This window comes from Tunturiibacter gelidiferens, assembly GCF_013410115.1.
Taxonomy (GTDB): domain Bacteria; phylum Acidobacteriota; class Terriglobia; order Terriglobales; family Acidobacteriaceae; genus Edaphobacter; species Edaphobacter gelidiferens.
On the sequence record NZ_JACCCV010000002.1, the window covers coordinates 448,480 to 463,902 of the forward strand.

15 protein-coding genes are annotated in these 15,423 nt (G+C 57.4%); 5 read left to right on the forward strand and 10 right to left on the reverse strand.

The window, feature by feature from the left end:
* Positions 1–19 precede the first annotated feature (19 nt).
* From HDF12_RS22930 to HDF12_RS13990, 3 genes are read right to left on the reverse strand one after another with little or no spacing between them, the layout of a single operon-like run.
* The gene (locus HDF12_RS22930) at positions 20–1,558 is read right to left on the reverse strand and encodes a GMC oxidoreductase (protein ID WP_179584326.1); all 1,539 of its coding nucleotides are present in this window, start codon (positions 1,556–1,558) and stop codon (positions 20–22) included.
* A complete protein-coding gene (locus HDF12_RS13985; RefSeq protein ID WP_179584327.1) occupies positions 1,555–2,643 on the reverse strand; it encodes a CgeB family protein in 1,089 nt (362 codons plus the stop codon). Before HDF12_RS13985 ends, HDF12_RS22930 begins: the two co-directional genes overlap by 4 nt.
* A gap of 40 nt (positions 2,644–2,683) precedes the next feature.
* Positions 2,684–3,919: a magnesium transporter MgtE N-terminal domain-containing protein gene (locus HDF12_RS13990; RefSeq protein WP_306458026.1), complete on the reverse strand. Its 1,236-nt coding sequence runs from the start codon at positions 3,917–3,919 to the stop codon at positions 2,684–2,686.
* A 188-nt stretch (positions 3,920–4,107) separates the two neighbouring features.
* On the opposite strand from HDF12_RS13990, the gene HDF12_RS13995 reads away from it, so the two are divergent.
* Positions 4,108–4,635 carry an ATP-binding protein gene (locus HDF12_RS13995; protein ID WP_306458027.1) on the forward strand — a complete coding sequence of 176 codons (528 nt, stop codon included), beginning with the start codon at positions 4,108–4,110 and terminating at the stop codon, positions 4,633–4,635.
* Between the two features lie 14 nt (positions 4,636–4,649).
* A complete protein-coding gene (locus HDF12_RS14000) occupies positions 4,650–4,997 on the forward strand; it encodes an STAS domain-containing protein (RefSeq protein WP_179584329.1) in 348 nt (115 codons plus the stop codon).
* 73 nt (positions 4,998–5,070) lie between these two features.
* On the opposite strand, the gene HDF12_RS14005 is transcribed toward HDF12_RS14000, so the two are convergent.
* The 3 genes from HDF12_RS14005 to HDF12_RS14015 all read right to left on the reverse strand — a co-directional run bounded on the left by HDF12_RS14005 (position 5,071) and on the right by HDF12_RS14015 (position 7,373).
* Entirely contained in the window at positions 5,071–5,655 is a 585-nt protein-coding gene (locus tag HDF12_RS14005; RefSeq protein WP_179584331.1) for a LemA family protein, read from the reverse strand.
* A gap of 126 nt (positions 5,656–5,781) precedes the next feature.
* On the reverse strand, positions 5,782–6,570 hold the full coding sequence (locus tag HDF12_RS14010; RefSeq protein ID WP_179584333.1) for a TPM domain-containing protein: 789 nt from the start codon (positions 6,568–6,570) through the stop codon (positions 5,782–5,784).
* Between the two features lie 122 nt (positions 6,571–6,692).
* A complete protein-coding gene (locus HDF12_RS14015) occupies positions 6,693–7,373 on the reverse strand; it encodes a DUF4142 domain-containing protein (RefSeq protein ID WP_179584335.1) in 681 nt (226 codons plus the stop codon).
* Positions 7,374–7,507: 134 nt separating this feature from the next.
* Between HDF12_RS14015 and HDF12_RS14020 the strand changes: the two genes are divergently transcribed.
* On the forward strand, positions 7,508–9,589 hold the full coding sequence (locus HDF12_RS14020; protein WP_179584337.1) for a S9 family peptidase: 2,082 nt from the start codon (positions 7,508–7,510) through the stop codon (positions 9,587–9,589).
* On the opposite strand, the gene HDF12_RS14025 is transcribed toward HDF12_RS14020, so the two are convergent.
* The 3 genes from HDF12_RS14025 to HDF12_RS14035 form a co-directional block, all read right to left on the reverse strand.
* Positions 9,586–10,209 (reverse strand): class I SAM-dependent methyltransferase, encoded by a 624-nt coding sequence (locus tag HDF12_RS14025; RefSeq protein WP_179584340.1) that lies wholly within the window; start codon positions 10,207–10,209, stop codon positions 9,586–9,588. The two genes, HDF12_RS14020 and HDF12_RS14025, sit on opposite strands and share 4 nt — an antisense overlap.
* Before the next feature lie 102 nt (positions 10,210–10,311).
* The gene (locus tag HDF12_RS14030) at positions 10,312–12,183 is read right to left on the reverse strand and encodes an ABC transporter ATP-binding protein (RefSeq protein WP_373563930.1); all 1,872 of its coding nucleotides are present in this window, start codon (positions 12,181–12,183) and stop codon (positions 10,312–10,314) included.
* 66 nt (positions 12,184–12,249) lie between these two features.
* Positions 12,250–12,630 carry a TMEM14 family protein gene (locus HDF12_RS14035; protein WP_179584344.1) on the reverse strand — a complete coding sequence of 127 codons (381 nt, stop codon included), beginning with the start codon at positions 12,628–12,630 and terminating at the stop codon, positions 12,250–12,252.
* A 304-nt stretch (positions 12,631–12,934) separates the two neighbouring features.
* Between HDF12_RS14035 and HDF12_RS14040 the strand changes: the two genes are divergently transcribed.
* Entirely contained in the window at positions 12,935–13,114 is a 180-nt protein-coding gene (locus HDF12_RS14040) for a hypothetical protein (protein WP_218892462.1), read from the forward strand.
* A gap of 168 nt (positions 13,115–13,282) precedes the next feature.
* Here HDF12_RS14040 and HDF12_RS14045 read toward each other — a convergent pair whose 3' ends face one another.
* Positions 13,283–14,170: an SCO family protein gene (locus HDF12_RS14045; RefSeq protein ID WP_179584347.1), complete on the reverse strand. Its 888-nt coding sequence runs from the start codon at positions 14,168–14,170 to the stop codon at positions 13,283–13,285.
* A 58-nt stretch (positions 14,171–14,228) separates the two neighbouring features.
* Between HDF12_RS14045 and HDF12_RS14050 the strand changes: the two genes are divergently transcribed.
* Positions 14,229–15,386: an MFS transporter gene (locus tag HDF12_RS14050; RefSeq protein WP_257025667.1), complete on the forward strand. Its 1,158-nt coding sequence runs from the start codon at positions 14,229–14,231 to the stop codon at positions 15,384–15,386.
* Positions 15,387–15,423 lie beyond the last annotated feature (37 nt).

Here is a 15,423-nt window from a genome sequence, read left to right on the forward strand (position 1 = left end):
TTGTTGTTTGCTGAAGAGCTTAGCTGAGATGATCGCTCAGCCGCAGGGCCAGCGCGAGGACGGTGTGGGTGGGGTTGGAGAAGCCTGAGCTGGGGAAGACGGCTGAGCTGCAGATGTAGGTGTTGGAGAGTCCATAGAGGCGGAGGTCGGTGTCGACGATGCCGGTGGCGTCCGAGGGGGACATGCGCATGCCGCCCATGTGGTGGTTGCTGTCGTCGCAACGGGCGAGGAAGTCGGGGCTGCCGGACATCAGGTCTTCGTTGGGGATGATGCGGGCAACGTCGGCGAGGGCGCGCTGGGCGATGAGGACGTACTGCCGGATGGTGTCGAGTTCCCTTTCGGAGATCTGCCAGTCGAAGCGAATTCGAAAGAGGCCGAGGGGGTCGGGCTGATCGGTGAGGGCGATGCTACTGTGGGAGCTTGGCTCCTGCTCGCAATGGACGCGAAGGAAGATGCGGACATCTGGAGGGCTGTAGGCGCGGCGTTTTACTTTGTAGCGCCAGGCCTGGTGGACGAGCATGGGGAGATGGTTTGCGGTGTGGCGGAGGTTGTCGCGAGTGACTTCGCCGAAGCGTCCGCGCATGAGGTTGCGGATGGTTGATTTCGCCTGGCCGCGGGCTTTTCCTGTGTCCTCAAACGACATCGTGGAACCGATATTGAGGGTGCCGTGTGCGGCCTGCGCCTGCGGCAGGAGGCGTAGCTTGGGGAGGTACTTGAAGCCGCGGGCGAAGATGGGATCGAAGGTGTCGTGGAAGCGCTTCGCGTCGAGCGGCTCGATGGCGGCGGCGTTGCAGTCGATGTGATCCTGAAAGTGTTGGCCCAGGAGACCGGAGCGGTTCCAGGGCAGGCCGCCGGGGCGAGGTTGAAGGAAGAAGCGGGAGCTTTCGATACCGCCGAGCGCAAAGATGAAATGCGGGGCGCGGAAGACGGCTTCAATGCCGGTGAGGGTGCTCGCGCGGAGGCCGGTGGCGGCTGCGCCCTCCGTCAACAACTCGACGGCGCTGGCGTGAAGCCAGAGGTGGATGTTCGGGTGGTCGTTGAGAGTCTTGTGATGGAGGCGGGCGAAGTTGGGCTCAGGACACCAGCGCGAGAGGTAGGCTTCGAGATCTTCAAACTGTGTGAAGGGAAGGTTTAGATCTTTCCAGACTTCCGCGTCGCTGCGTTCGACTTTGGCCAGCCCCTCGAGGGCGAGGGCGCGCTCGTAGAAGGAGGTCAACGTGGACTTTGGGAAGGGCCAGCCGCTTTCGGGGACGCCGGGGCGGGGCGTGAAGTCGAGGGCGTCGAGCTCGAGGATCTGGCCTCCCCAGCGGACTGTGGTTCCCCCTTTCACGCGGATGCGTCCGGTGTGGATGCCGCGGTGCGGGAGCCCGGCGATCTCGCTGTCGTAGAGGGACTGGGAGGAGTCTTCGCGGGTTGCGCCGCCGCCTTCGAGGAGGAGAACTGTCTTGCCCTTGCGGGCTGACTCTACGGCGAGTGTGATGCCAGCGGCTCCGGCGCCGACGATGCAGAGGTCCGCAGCGAGAACGGTGGGCGACTCGTGAAGAAGATCGAAGATCACCGACTGCCCGCGTGCGCTGTTTTGGCAGAAGGCTTGATTTTTTCTTTGATCTTTTCAAGGATCGATTGTGCGCGTTCTACGATGAGCTCGACCTGCCGGTCGTTGTAGTAGCCGTCGCGTGCGGCTCGAATGCAGCCGGCTGCGGCGATGCGTTGACGGGCAGCCTCGTCGGGCAGATAGCGACGGATCTTCGCGACTAGCTCTTCGAAGCCGGTGAAGAAGACGGCTTCTTCGTCCTCCTTGAATCGCTGCATGTGACCGTCCGAACGCTCGGCGAGCAGGAAGCCTCCGCAGCCAGCGATCTCGAAGCTTTTGTGGACGAACTCGTCGCAGTTGGAGTGAGTGATGAAGCTGAGGTTGATTTTGGATTTCCATATGCCTTCGCGGTACTCGTCGCGAAAGAGTTCGCCGCCGTTGAAGAGGGCTTTATAGGCGCTGGGCTCCATTGCTCGTCCCCACTGCCGGGGGTTGCCGGAGATTACGACCGGAAAACCGCATTCGCGCCATAGGCGCGTGAGGGTTTGTGCGCGGTCGTCGTATGGGGTGCCGATAAAGGAGACCTCGCGGTTTCTATCGGCGTCCGACCAGCCCTGTGGCGGGGGAAATTGGAGTGTCGGTTCGTAGGCGGTCTGAATCTTGATTACATCGCGCGCGCCTCGCAATTTGTAATCGAGAATGTTCTTGTCGCGCTGGACTACATGGAGGTCGTAGTGGGGAATGTCTTTCATGTAGATGCGCCAGCCTGGATCCTGGCGGGTTCCGAAGGGGTTGTCGATCATGTAGCTGACAGTCACGATGTCCATGGCGCGCATTCGGTCGAGTGTTGCAGGACGGATGTAGAGGAGCTTGTCGGTCCAAAGAAGATCCGGTTTTTCCGCTTGAGCGATCTCTATCAGCTCTCGGTTCAGTCGGGCAACGGAAGGTCCGATGACGAGGCGCTGATTTACTTTGCGAAGGATCGGGTTACTGGATTCGTAGTCGAAGACATTGAACGGGATGACCTGATGGCCGAGGCGTTCAAGAGCCCAGAGGCGATAGAGAGAGGTATCGTTTGGTGAGAGGCCGGTAGCGTACAGAATCTTCATGCGGCGCTGCGTTTCCTTTAGATTTTGCCTGCTGTCGGTTCTAGTGATTCGCCCTTAGGAGAGCAATCACCTGTTCGGCGTGTATGACACCGGCCAGATGCTTGTCCTTATCTATGACCGGAAGTGATCGCAGGTTGTATTTGTCGAAGAGCTCGGCGACTTTGCGGCCGTTGGCATCTACGTTACAGGTGACGAGATGGCTGTGGGGCAGTTCGGTCAGGGGAGTGCCGGCCGCCGCAAGCAGGAGCTGGACCAGCGGAACTAGCGCGGTGATTTTCTCCTCTTCGTCGAGCAGGTAGATATCGGTGATCATGTCGATATCTCCTTCGAAGTCGCGCAAAGCTGCAATCGCCTGATCGACGAGAGCTGTCGACGTCAGGGCGATGTACTCGGTCGTCATTCGGCCCGCGGCAGAGTCGCCGGCGAACTCGAGTAAGTCTTCGACCTCCTGCCGCTCCTGGGGGTCCATCTCGCCGAGAATGGCTTCGGAACGCTCGTCGGTGAGCTCTGATAGCAGGTCGGCTGCGGCTCCGGGGTCCATCTCTTCGACGATGCCTGCGATCTGCTCAGAGTCGAGCGACTCGATCAGCGACTGCTGCATCTTCGGCTTGACCTCCTCGAGGGCCTCAGCCGCGACCTCCTCGTCGAGCGAGACAAAGAGAGCGTGGCGTTCGGCGGGGGCCAGCTCTTCGAGGATGTCCGCAATGTCGGAAGGATGCATCTTCGAGAGGCGATCCTGCTCGATCTTCAGGCGAACACGGCGGGCGGGATCGCGATCGATGAGGTCGACGAAGTCCCACGGGATGACGCTCGCGCCAAAGCGCGAGGCGATGCGGTCGACCGAGGTGGATGGGAGGCCTTTCAGCAGGCGGCGGACGGCTCCGCGCATACCGACTTCGACCTCCGCAATGCGCAGAGAGAGATCGGGAGTGTCTTCCTGGCAGTTCTCCCACACCAGATCAACGTCGTTGACGCGGACGACCTTGTGGCCGTGTACATCGATAATCTGCTGATCCAGCAGGTCGCGTTCGAGCAGAAGAAAGCTCTCATCCTCAGGCAGTGGAGTGGGTTGCGCGGACTTGCGGAGCTGCATAGCACCGTCGGGACTGAGTTCGAGTTGAGAGATCAGGACCAGCGAGGGCTTGTCGCGGCGTCTCGACGAGGCTAGTTTCAGGACGATGCCGTGAACGTGGGCGGCGTCGACAGAGGGGGCCACGGCGAACTCACGGATATGGCCAAAGGTGCCCCCCTGGGCGTCCGCAATGGCCGATCCCATGAGGGCTGAAACGCTCGTCCTTTGGTTAGCATGTTTGGTCATAACAAATCACTGGATGCGTTCTCAAACATACCCTGTAATCGCATGTTAGCCCAGCTTGCGGTCGATAGTTTGTCGGAAAGAGTCGGCCTGGTCAACCCCGGAGGCCGAAAAAGAGTCTGAAATTACACAGAAGATTCGGGGGAACCTTGACATTCAAGAATTCCACAAGCAAACTGCCATCATCGCTGTTGTCTGACGTTGACGACTGGCATACCAGCACTGCAAGGACTGCTTTGGCCGATTCAACGACAAGCCGTGTCAGCTTCACCCTGGACTCGTCTCTGGACAGCGTTAACAAGATTGAGCAGACCGCTGAGCAGTGTGCGCAACGGGCTGGCTTCGACGAAGATACGGTTCCCCATATCGCCATGGCGGTGCGCGAAGCAGCAGTAAACGCGGTGCTGCATGGCAACTCGTACGATACCAGCAAGCATGTGGTCGCGTCGTTTGAAACGACTTCAGACTCACTGATTATCCGTATCTCGGACCAAGGCCCCGGACTCGATCCGGACAAGATTCCGGATCCGCTAGCCCCGGAAAATATCCTCCGCGGCTCTGGCCGCGGTATCTTTCTCATCAAGGCTTTCATGGATGAGGTAAACTTTCGCCAGTTACATCCGGGCACGGAACTGACACTTATCAAGCACCGACCACCCGCGCAGTCGGGGACTTAAGGAGAACACTAGACATGAGCATGAAAGTAAAAACTCGCCAGGTAGATGGCATCACCATTCTGGATCTCAGCGGCCGTATCACCCTTGGCGAAGGCAGTGTGACGATCCGCGACGCCGTGCGCGATGTTCTGGCGAAGGGTTCCAATAAGATTCTGCTCAACCTCGGCGACATCAGCTACATCGACAGCTCGGGTATCGGCGAGTTGGTAAGCGCCTTTACCACCGTCAAGAACAGCGGCGGCGAGCTGAAGCTACTGAACCTGACGAAGAAAGTACACGACCTGCTGCAGATCACCAAGCTGTACACCGTCTTCGACGTCAAGGATGATGAGGCAACCGCAATCTCTTCCTTCAGCAAGTAATCAGCTCTGCCGCACTAAAAAGCCGCCGCGATATGCGACGGCTTTTTTGTTGGGCCAGGTCAGTTCGCTTCGTCTACTTCGAGAAGTCGACCTTCGGCGCCACACTGTTCTCTGGGTTGCCTTTGAAGTACTCGTCGCGATAATGAAAGCCCGCGATATTGGCCCAGATACTTTGAGGAAATTGTCGAACGTAAACATTGTAATCCTCAAGCGTCTTGTTGTATCGCTGACGTTCGACGGAGATTCGATTTTCTGTTCCCTCCAGCTGATCGGTGAGACGTGTGAACTGCTCGTTGCCCTTCAGGTTGGGGTACTGCTCCTGGAGCCGGAAGAACGGACCCAAGGCCACGTCGAGCTTGGCGTTGGCATTGATATTGCTGGCGTGATCGCTGCCTGCGGCGAGAACACCGGCGCGTGCGTTGGCAATGTTGGTCAAAATCGTTGATTCTTCGGCGACATATCCCTTCACCGACGCAACAAGATTTGGAATCAGGTCAAGGCGGCGCTGCTGTACGACGTTGACCTGTGAGAACGCCTGATTGATTGCCTCATTCTTCTGCACCAGCGTGTTTTTCGCGCCGATGTAGCTGCCTCCTACAAAGAGCAGAACGACGATGAGAAGAGCTACAACACCAAGCACAACCCATAAAGATTTCATGTTTCCTCAATTTCCCTTCGTCTGAAATTTCGATGCTATCGACAGATGGCGTCTTCGGCTGTACTTTACCATTGGAACCGGCTTCTTTTACCTTTCTTTACGGCTACCTGGTTTACATTTGCGTCCTCAAAAGTCTCCGCTGGCTCCCCCTCCACCTGAACTGCCGCCTCCGAAGCCGCCAAAACCTCCGCCACCACGGTCGTCGTCGCGTCCCCGGCCACCGCCAAAACCGCCCCCTCCGCCTCCCATCAGATTTCCCAGGAGAAAGAAGATCAAGCCCGTGTTGCCGGTCTTGACTAGAAAGAAGAGGATCAGCAGGATGGCGCCGCCGCCGATAATGACCTCTGTGAGGCTTAGTTGAACGGGTTGCTGCTGACGGTGGTACTGATGAACGGGTTGAGCGAGGTTCAGGGTGACACTCGCATCGGTCGCAATAATTCGGGCGATCTGCGTCACTCCAAGCGGGATTGCCGTGTTGTAGTCCCCCTGCTGGGCCGCGGGAACCATCGAACGGCCGATGTCTCCGACCTTGGCGTCGTTGAGGATGCCCTCGAGACCGTAGCCGACCTCGATGCGGCCGCGTCGCGGGGTCATCACGAAGAGCATCAGAACGCCACGATCTGTTCCCTTGGCGCCGACCTTCCATTTATCTTCAAGCGCCGTGGCAAATTCTTCGATCGACTGGTCGCCGTCGAGGGTCTTGACGGTAACAACTGCAATTTGAGCATGAGCCTGACGATCAACCTGGGTGCAGAGGTTTTCGAGGCCGGATTTGGTCGAGGGAGAAAGGACGCCGGCAAAGTCGTTGACATAGCCAGCTGGCGCCGGCAGCGTGTTCACTGACTCCGCTGTGACCACAAGCGACGGCGCAAAGACCAAGAGGACGACGGCCAGCCATCGCGAAAGATAGTTCATCGATGGTCATTCTACCCCCTTGCTGTTTCTACCGTTGACTAGTGTGGAACGACAATTCAGTTTACTGGCGTAAAAAGAGGGTGCACATGGCACCCTCGACCACCTGAACCGAAAAGCAACCGTTATGAAGTGGGACTAGCTGATTTGTTCCCGCCGTCTGGCGGCATGGGGACACCTTTTTCACGGGCGAGCTTGTCGACCATCATGCTGTGCTCATGAATTACTTTCGTCGCGTTATTGACCGCGGTCTGAAGGGTCGGGTCCGTTGTGCTGGCGGCCTCCTGACGAAACTCGTGCAGGTCCTTGTGATGGTCCTTCACCATAAACGACAGGTACTCCATATCGAAGTCATTGCCTGAGAGTCCGTTGAGTTTGTCGTACTCGGCCTGGTCTTCCTTGTTCAGGTTCGTTGGCAGCCTGACGCCCATAGAGTCAGCGATCGGGGCCATATCGTTGTTCAACTTGGTGTGATCGTCGACCATCTTTTGGCCGAAGGCCTTCACATCGTCGCTGCTTCCCTTCTGGGCCGCAAGTTGGCCAAGCTTCACCTCGGCCATCCCTCCCTGGGCAGCCTTGCGCAGGAAGATCTTGTCCTTCATTGTCTGGCCGATGTCTCCGGAGTTTGTGGAGGAATCCTGAATGGCGGTAGCAGAGGCAGGCGCTTGCTGCGCTCGATTCGGCTGTGTCTGTGACGCTGGGGGACTCATGGGATCGGATTGCGCTAGAAGAATTGCGGGATAGAGGATTGCTGCACTCAGGACCAGGGTTTGAGAGATCAGGTTGCAAGCTGAATTGAGTTTCATGATTTTGCTCCAGTAGCGGACGACTGTTTCACTCGTGCCGCAGATGCCATTCTTGTGTTGGGTGTACAGGGCTAATTTATGGTTGCCTCTCGGGGCGCGGCGACGCTGTATCCTGTCAATGGAGCTTCAAATTAATGACGCCAGGTACCATCCAGCCACCCCACGCTCGCCAGGAACCTACGCCCACAACGCTGCATGGACAGACCCTCGAAGATAACTATCGCTGGATGAGGGAGAAGTCATCGCCTGAGGTGCTGGCTCATCTAGAAGATGAGAACGCTTATACGCTCTCCGTGATGAAGGCCACCGAAGATCTGCAGAAAAAACTCTACGACGAGATGCTGTCCCACATCAAAGAGACGGATGTGTCGGTTCCATACCTACAGCGCGGATGGTTCTACTACGTGCGAACGGTGGAGGGGAGCCAGTATCCGATTCATTGCCGGAGGCTGGCGACGGGGCCGAGGTTCGACGAGTCGCAGCCAGAGGAGATTTTGCTGGATGTAAATCTGCTTGCGGTGGGCCAATCGTTTATGTCTGTGGGCGGGATGAGTGTGAGTCCGGATGGATTCAAACTGGCATACTCCACCGACAACACCGGGTTCAGGCAGTACACGCTGCACATTCGGGACTTGAAGACCGGCTTGGATCTGCCAGACACTGCTGAACGAGTAGGGTCGATCGTCTGGGCGACGGACTCGACACTCTTCTACACGACCGAGGATGACGTCACCAAGCGGCAGGATCATCTTTTTCGGCACTATCTGGGCGATACGGCGACCAAGGATGTAGTGGTCTACGAAGAAAAAGACGAGCGATTCAATATTGGTTTAGGCAAGACGCGAGACGGCAAATATCTGCTGATGGAAGCCGGAAGCCACACCACCAGTGAGTGCCGCTTCCTCGCGGCCGACTCTCCCGACGGGGAGTTTCAGATGATCGCTCCGCGGATCGATGATCAGGAGTATTCGGTCGATCATCGCGACGGCCTTTTCTACATTCGGACGAATGATACTGGGAAGAACTTTCGAGTTGTGACTGCTGCTGTCGAAAAGCCTGGGCGCGTAGACTGGAAAGAATTTGTCTCACTAGATGCTGAAGCTCCGCTTGAGGACTTTGAGGTATTCGCTTCATTTTACGTAACTTCGAGAAGAAAGCTTGGCTTGCCAACTTTGGCCGTAACCAACTTTGCCTCCGGTGAAACCCTCCAGAGATCGAAGGAGATTGAATTTCCTGAGCCCGTGTATTCGGCGGGAGCCCATGCGAACCGGGAGTTCGATACACAGGCGTTTCGATACAGTTACACGTCGCTGGTTTCGCCAGCTTCGGTGTATGAATATGACGTTCGGCTGGGCACTTCGGAGCTTTTGAAGCAGCAGGAGGTTCCGGGCGGATTTGATTTTGCTCGCTATGCTTCGGAGCGCGTCTGGGTAGAAGCGTTAGACGGGGTGAAGATTCCGGTCTCTGTTGTTTATCGGCGCGACTCGTTTACGCGAAACTCGACGAATCCTGTTTATGTTTACGGGTACGGTTCGTATGGATATCCTCTTCCCATCGGGTTCAGCTCGTCGCGTTTGTCGCTGCTCGATCGAGGCGTGGTGATCGCTTATGCGCATATTCGTGGTGGTGGGGAGATGGGAGATTCCTGGCACGATGCTGGCAAGATGATGGTGAAACGCAACACGTTTAGCGACTTCATCGCGGTGATTGAGCAATTGGTCGCCAAGGGGTACGGAGCCAGGGATCGGGTTGCGATTGAGGGTGGGAGCGCGGGCGGGTTGCTGATGGGTGCAGTGGTCAATGAGCGGCCAGAGTTGTTTCGAGTGGTTCTGTCGCACGTTCCCTTCGTGGATGTGATGAACACGATGCTCGACGCGAGTTTGCCGCTGACTGTGGCGGAGTATGAGGAGTGGGGAAATCCGAACGAGGCGGAGGCTTTCGAGTACATGCGGTCTTACTCGCCGTATGACAACCTCAAGGTCGGAGAATATCCCGCTATGCTGGTGAAGACGAGCCTGAACGACTCTCAGGTGATGTACTGGGAGCCGGCAAAATATGTTGCCAGATTGCGAACGCTGAAGACGAATGACACCCCGCTGCTGCTGCACATTAACATGGACGCCGGGCACGGGGGTGCTTCTGGTCGATACGACTATCTGAAAGAGATCGCGTTCGATTACGCGTTTTTGCTGATACAGCTTGGGGTGGAGAGCTAGGCTTGTCCATTGGGCCGGTTTGAGCGCTTACGCAGCACCCACGTGGTCATGCAACGGTAGTCCTGTACGATGGTAGTTTTGAGTGGATCGACCATGACGGCGTCCAACTGCTGCGTCAACTGCATCAGCATGGACTCGTCGACCAGGAACCATTCGGATCCGTCGTTGATTCGATAGATGTGGCTTCGCAGCTGTTCGAAGTCCATCCCGATGCGCGAACCCAATCGGCAGAAGAACAGACCTCCCGGCCTCAGAACCCGCCAGAGCTCCTGAATCATGGCGAGAAAATGAGATTCGTCCGGCGCGAAGTGCAGCACCGAGCTACAGATGACCACGTCAAAAAAGTTGTCTGGAAGGTTTATCCGTTCAAGTTCTCCCACCAAGAAGTTGCTTGCTGGAAGGGTCGGGGCTAATTCGGCTGCAAGCGCTCGCACGTGCGCTACCCCTTCGGCATTTGCGTCTATTGCAAAGATCTCGCAGCCCTCTCGCAGAAGATGCACGAGATTCCTGCCGTATCCGCAGCCGGCGTCGAGGACACGCATATCGGGAGCGATGTTGCCTCGGAGGATCTGGTCGAAGACGTAGATATCAACCTGTCCGAACTGGTCCTGTAAGTTCATTGCGACTTTCTCAGCTTTCACTTCTTCCCCGCTCGTCAGGATTTTGAATTGTTCGTGGATGTGAGCATCAACCTTGCCGCTGCGGGTAACGCGCGGTTGACGCTACGACTCTGCCGAAACAGACTCTTCAACTTTGTCGCCTTCGCCTGGGGCGAGAAAGAGGTTCGTTTCCAAGCCATGCTGGCGGGTGTAGAGATCGTAGTAGCGGCCTTGCAGTTTGTAGAGCGAGTCATGGGTTCCACGTTCCACGATCCTTCCCTGCTCGATGACGAGGATCTGATCGGCGCGGCGGATTGTGGAGAGTCGATGCGCGATCACGAAGGTGGTGCGGCCCTGCATGAGGAAGTTGAGACCGCTCTGGATGAGCGCCTCGGACTCTGAGTCGAGCGAACTGGTGGCTTCGTCAAGGATGAGGATGCGCGGATCGGCAAGGATGGCGCGGGCGATGGAGATACGCTGACGCTGGCCGCCGGAGAGCTTGACGCCTCGTTCGCCGACGACGGTATCGTATTGTTCGGGAAAGCGCTCGGCGAACTCGTCGACACGGGCGATGCGACTGGCCTCCATCAGCTGTTCTTCGGTGGCTTGCGGGCGGCTGAAGAGGATGTTCTCTCGGATGGTGCCGTCGAAGAGGAAGGTCTCTTGCAGAACGACTCCGAGCTGCTGGCGGTAGCTGCTGAGTCGAATGGTTGCGAGATCGATGCCGTCGATAAGAACCTGTCCGCCGACGGCGTTGTGGAAGCCGCAGATGAGCGAGATGATTGTGGACTTGCCGGAGCCCGAGGAACCCACAAGTGCAGTGACGGTGCCGGGTTTTGAGTCGAAGCTGATGCCGTGGAGGACGGGCTTGTCGGTCTCGTAGGCGAAGGTTACGTTTTGAAAGGCGACGTCACCGTGGATCGGATTGATTACGACGGTGCGGTTGGGCTCGCTGTCTTCTTCGCGTTCGTTCAGGATCTCGGTGGTACGGTCCAGGCCCGCGAGAGCTTCGGTGAGCTGAGTGCCGATAGAGACAAGCTGAACGATGGGCGCCACCATGAAGGCGAGCAGCATGGTGTACTCCACGTAACCGCCGACATCGAGGCGATGGGCGGCGATCTCTTTCGCGCCGAGGTACATGATGAGGCCGCCGACGACGCCGAGGACCATCGTCGAGGAGAGGGTCATCAGAGATTGGGCGGTGATGGAGCTGATTACATTCTTGAGGAGCCGTTCGACGCCTCGAGCAAAGACACGGGCTTCGCTCTCTTCGGCGTGGTAGCCCTTGACGACGCGCACGCCGCCGAGCGATTCGGTGAGGCGGCCAGTGACCTCGGCGTTGATCTTGGAGCGTTCGCGGAAGATGGGGCGAATCGTCTTGAAGGCTTTCTGCAGGATGAGGCCGAAGACCAGAAGGATGCAGACGGTGAGTAGCGTCATGCGTCCGCTGATGCGAATCAGGATGCAGAAGGCGATGATTGCGGTGAGGATGCCGCCCACGAACTCGAGTAAGCCGGTACCGACCAGATTGCGGACACCTTCGACGTCGGTCATGATGCGGGCGACTAAAGTGCCGGTTCGGTTCTCGTCATAAAAGGCTACAGGTAAACGGCCGATGTGTTGTTGAACACGGGTGCGAAGCTCTGAGATGAGCCGTTGGCCGGCTGTGGAGAGGAGTTGGGTGAGAGTGTAGGAGGTGACTCCCTGCAGGAAAGTGGCGGTCGCAACGGTTCCAATGATCCAGGGCAGCAGGTTCAATTGATGCTTGTACATTACGTTGTTGATGAGGTAGCGCGAGGAAACCGGCAGAGCAAAGCTGCAGAGACGGTTGACGATCATCAACAAAAAACTGCCGGCGAGCAGCCACCGACGCGGCTTGACCAGCTTCCACACCTCGGGCATCACTTTGGTCAGCTTGGGCTTGGGACGCGAGGCTGTGAGGTCGGCCGCCGTAGCTCTGCCGGTGCCGCGGGACGGGCGGTCTACGGCTTTCATACCGCCGCCAAAGCTGGATGGACCGAAAGAAGAGGACATAGCTAAGTTGAGTTTACGCTGGAGGCGCTAGGATACGAGGCGAGCGCGGCGAGCGGAGATGAAAGAGCGGACGCAAAAGAGCACGTAGATCAGGCAGAAGAGACAAAGTGCACCCTTCTCTTCGACGGCTATGGGGTGAGGAAACGAGGCGCCCCGGGAGAGTCTGAGCGTGTCGATGGCGGAGGGAATCATTCCCAGAAAGACCAGCAACGCTACCGTGACGGAGATGTGCATCCAGAGGCTGCGTTTTTTGGAGTCTTCAGTATTCGCCATAACACCGAAGAGGACAAAGAAGACGCCGATGCCGCTGGGGATCAGCGCCGTAGGATGAGCGCTACCCGTGGTGAGATAGCCTGTAATGCCAAGCAAAATGAGCAGGACGCCAAAGGCGATAGTAAGTTTTGCCATGAAGTGGAACTCCTTGATAGAACGCAATATCAGGATACTTCAATGGCGTGGCTAGCCCTCCGCGAAGGGGCGGTAGAGAGGATTTATAACTGCCCAGAAGGGCGCGAGCACCAGAACCGGCATCCGCGAAATCGCTGAGACGTACCTGAGTGGGTGCTGGACAGCAAAAAATACCCAACCTCAACGGCTGGGTATTTTGCGACGATAACTTCCGCTATCTTGGACCGTTCATCATGTGCGACATCGCAGTCTCATAGCCACGACGAAAACCATCGCGATAATCACTCCGTGCGCTTGAGGGCACGTGCGGATGACGGTACTCATCGCGATTATTTACGTCGGGCCGGCGATGGTTGTCGAAATCTTTGCGGGCTCCTTCGATGCCATCATGGTAGCCCTGCCGTTGAATGTCGCGGAACTCCTGCGGTGGAACGTCCCATCCGGCTGGTCCCTGCCCGTAGCCTGGTGCCGGCTGGGGGTATGACTGAGCAACACGCAACCTGGAGCTGCAAGTGCAATAGCAAGTGCTGGAATAGCGATTCGACGAATCTTCATTTGAACTTACCTCCGTGCGTATTACACACACATACCTCAGTGCGTATTACACACACCTATTCAGATGAGGAATCTCGATCTCTTGTTTGTCTATGGGCTAGGCGGCACTCTTCTTGATTGCAACTAATATATCTTCCGGTTTCCACTCGTTGGTGGGGTACCAGTCGACGATCTTGCCATCTTTGCCGATGAGGACAGTCGAGAGAGAGTGGGTGAGGGATTTGTTGTCGCCGGGGGTGACGCCTACATTGAAAAATTGTGTCATCGCAGGTAACTCTTTCTCTGTTGGCGCAGCGAAGTCCCAGTGGAGAAACTTTTCGTTGGTGTAGTTGCCGGTATAGGCGCCGCCGTAGCTGCGAAGAACCTTGGGCGTGTCGTAGGTGGGATCGAAACTGACGCTGATGAGATGGGTCTGTCTGTAGAGGGCTGGGTCAGCGGCAAGCGCTTTGTCGATGTCGGAGAAGTTGTGGCTCATGCGAGGACAAAAGTCTGCGAGCTGGCAACGAGTGTAGATGAAAGTCATCAGCACGACCTTGCCCTTGAACTGGTCGAGGTGAATTGTGCGAGCGCTCTGGTTGAGGAGTTTGAAGTCGGGAACAACATCGCCTGCGGTGGGAACGTGGTAGGAGACGGGAGGCTTGTAGTCGGGGCGGGCCTGCGCGATGACGACGATGTCTTCGAGACGAACATTTCCATAGCTGTCGCCCTCCTTGTCGGCTAAGACCTTGGCTGTGATACGGTCGCCGGCGTGGAGCTCGTTGACGACGCTGGGATCTGCGAGCTTGTAGTCCATAGTCATCGCCTCCATAAAGCCGGGAACCTTCTCGCCATCGAGCGTGACGTGGGTGGCATCGGTGGAGAGGACTCTACCGCGAATGGTGAAGGTCTTTGCGGCAGAAGGTGGTTTGGATGCCGTAGACGTGTTCTGATGACAGCCAGCGAAGAGAACAAGGAAGGTAAGAAGAAGTAAAGGCTTGCGGGACACGGGCAGACTCCTGAGTCAATGATAATGGCTGAACTGTGAGACTACGAAGGAGCGATTGATGGAGCGAAGTAAGAATGGGGCACCTTCTCAAGGGCTGATGCACTTTGGGCTAATGCTTGCTGGTCTTGGGACAGCCTTGCTGGGACCGATTCTTCCTTTGCTGGCGAAGCAGTGGGGGATGGTGGACGCTCAAAGCGGACTTTTGATGACGGCGAAGTTCTGCGGCGCGTTTCTTGGTGGAGTCACGGTGTCACAAAAGCTGAGGTGGAGTCTGCTGGTGGGGTTGGTTGCGGGCGCAGCGGGATTCGGCGGCTTTGCGCTGTCTCCGTCGATGGGCGTTGGGTGCGCAGGTTTGTTTGTGGGTGGATTTGGGCTGGGGCAGATCATTACTTCGATCAACATTCTGGCTGGCCGCAGGCTCACGGCGCATCGGGGTTCGGCTTTGTCGCTGTTGAATTTTTCGTTCAGTCTGGGAGCCATGCTGTCTGCGCTTCTGGCTGCATGGCTGTTGCCGCACTTTGTGCTGAGGGGAGTGCTTGCGGGATTCGCAGGACTGTTCGTGATTGGCCTGTTGGTGCTGTGGATGCAGATGCGTGGAGAAGTTTCGGGTGTTGAAGACTTCGACGCTGCGTCGACAGAGACCGGGCCGCAGATGGGGTTGAGCGGAAGAGTCTATCTCTACTTCGCTGGGCTGCTTGTGCTCTATGGCGGGTTGGAGACGTGCCTGAGCGGGTGGCTGACGACGTTCGCACTGAGGTATGGCGAAAAGACTCTGACGGTGAGTGAGTATACGACGCTGCTGCTTTGGATGGCGCTGACATTCGGGCGTCTGGGCGCTTCGGCAGTAATGCTGCACGTGGGAGAGAAGACTACACAGCGATGGAGTTTGGCACTGGCGGCCGGGTTCACGGCTGCTCTGGCGATGGCGCATTCCGCTGGGGCCATTGCTGGCTTTGCCGTTCTCCTAGGGCTCAGTTTGGCGCCGTTTTTTCCAGCCACCTTTGCGCTGCTGATGGCCGAACGGCCAACTGCGCGGCAGGCAGGCATCGTGGTCGCGGTCTCGGGATTGGGGGCAGCGGCGTTGCCCTGGATGATGGGAGTAATTTCTACGCGGACAGGATCGCTGCAGCTGGCGCTCGGTCTGCCTTTTGCGGCCGCCTTGGGACTGCTCGCGATGAGTTTGGTTACAGCGCGGACGCGGCAGGCCGCGGACTAATTCCGAAGTCTGTTTTTCCTGCGACGGTGGGCGTATA

Coding starts and splice junctions, on each gene's coding strand:
- HDF12_RS13985 (WP_179584327.1), bottom strand. CDS start 2,643: ATGAAGATTCTGTACGCTACCGGCCTCTCACCAAACGATACCTCTCTC.
- HDF12_RS13990 (WP_306458026.1), bottom strand. CDS start 3,919: ATGGGATCGGCCATTGCGGACGCCCAGGGGGGCACCTTTGGCCATATC.
- HDF12_RS14000 (WP_179584329.1), top strand. CDS start 4,650: ATGAGCATGAAAGTAAAAACTCGCCAGGTAGATGGCATCACCATTCTG.
- HDF12_RS14005 (WP_179584331.1), bottom strand. CDS start 5,655: ATGAAATCTTTATGGGTTGTGCTTGGTGTTGTAGCTCTTCTCATCGTC.
- HDF12_RS14010 (WP_179584333.1), bottom strand. CDS start 6,570: ATGAACTATCTTTCGCGATGGCTGGCCGTCGTCCTCTTGGTCTTTGCG.
- HDF12_RS14015 (WP_179584335.1), bottom strand. CDS start 7,373: ATGAAACTCAATTCAGCTTGCAACCTGATCTCTCAAACCCTGGTCCTG.
- HDF12_RS14020 (WP_179584337.1), top strand. CDS start 7,508: ATGACGCCAGGTACCATCCAGCCACCCCACGCTCGCCAGGAACCTACG.
- HDF12_RS14025 (WP_179584340.1), bottom strand. CDS start 10,209: ATGAACTTACAGGACCAGTTCGGACAGGTTGATATCTACGTCTTCGAC.
- HDF12_RS14030 (WP_373563930.1), bottom strand. CDS start 12,183: ATGAAAGCCGTAGACCGCCCGTCCCGCGGCACCGGCAGAGCTACGGCG.
- HDF12_RS14035 (WP_179584344.1), bottom strand. CDS start 12,630: ATGGCAAAACTTACTATCGCCTTTGGCGTCCTGCTCATTTTGCTTGGC.
- HDF12_RS14050 (WP_257025667.1), top strand. CDS start 14,229: ATGGAGCGAAGTAAGAATGGGGCACCTTCTCAAGGGCTGATGCACTTT.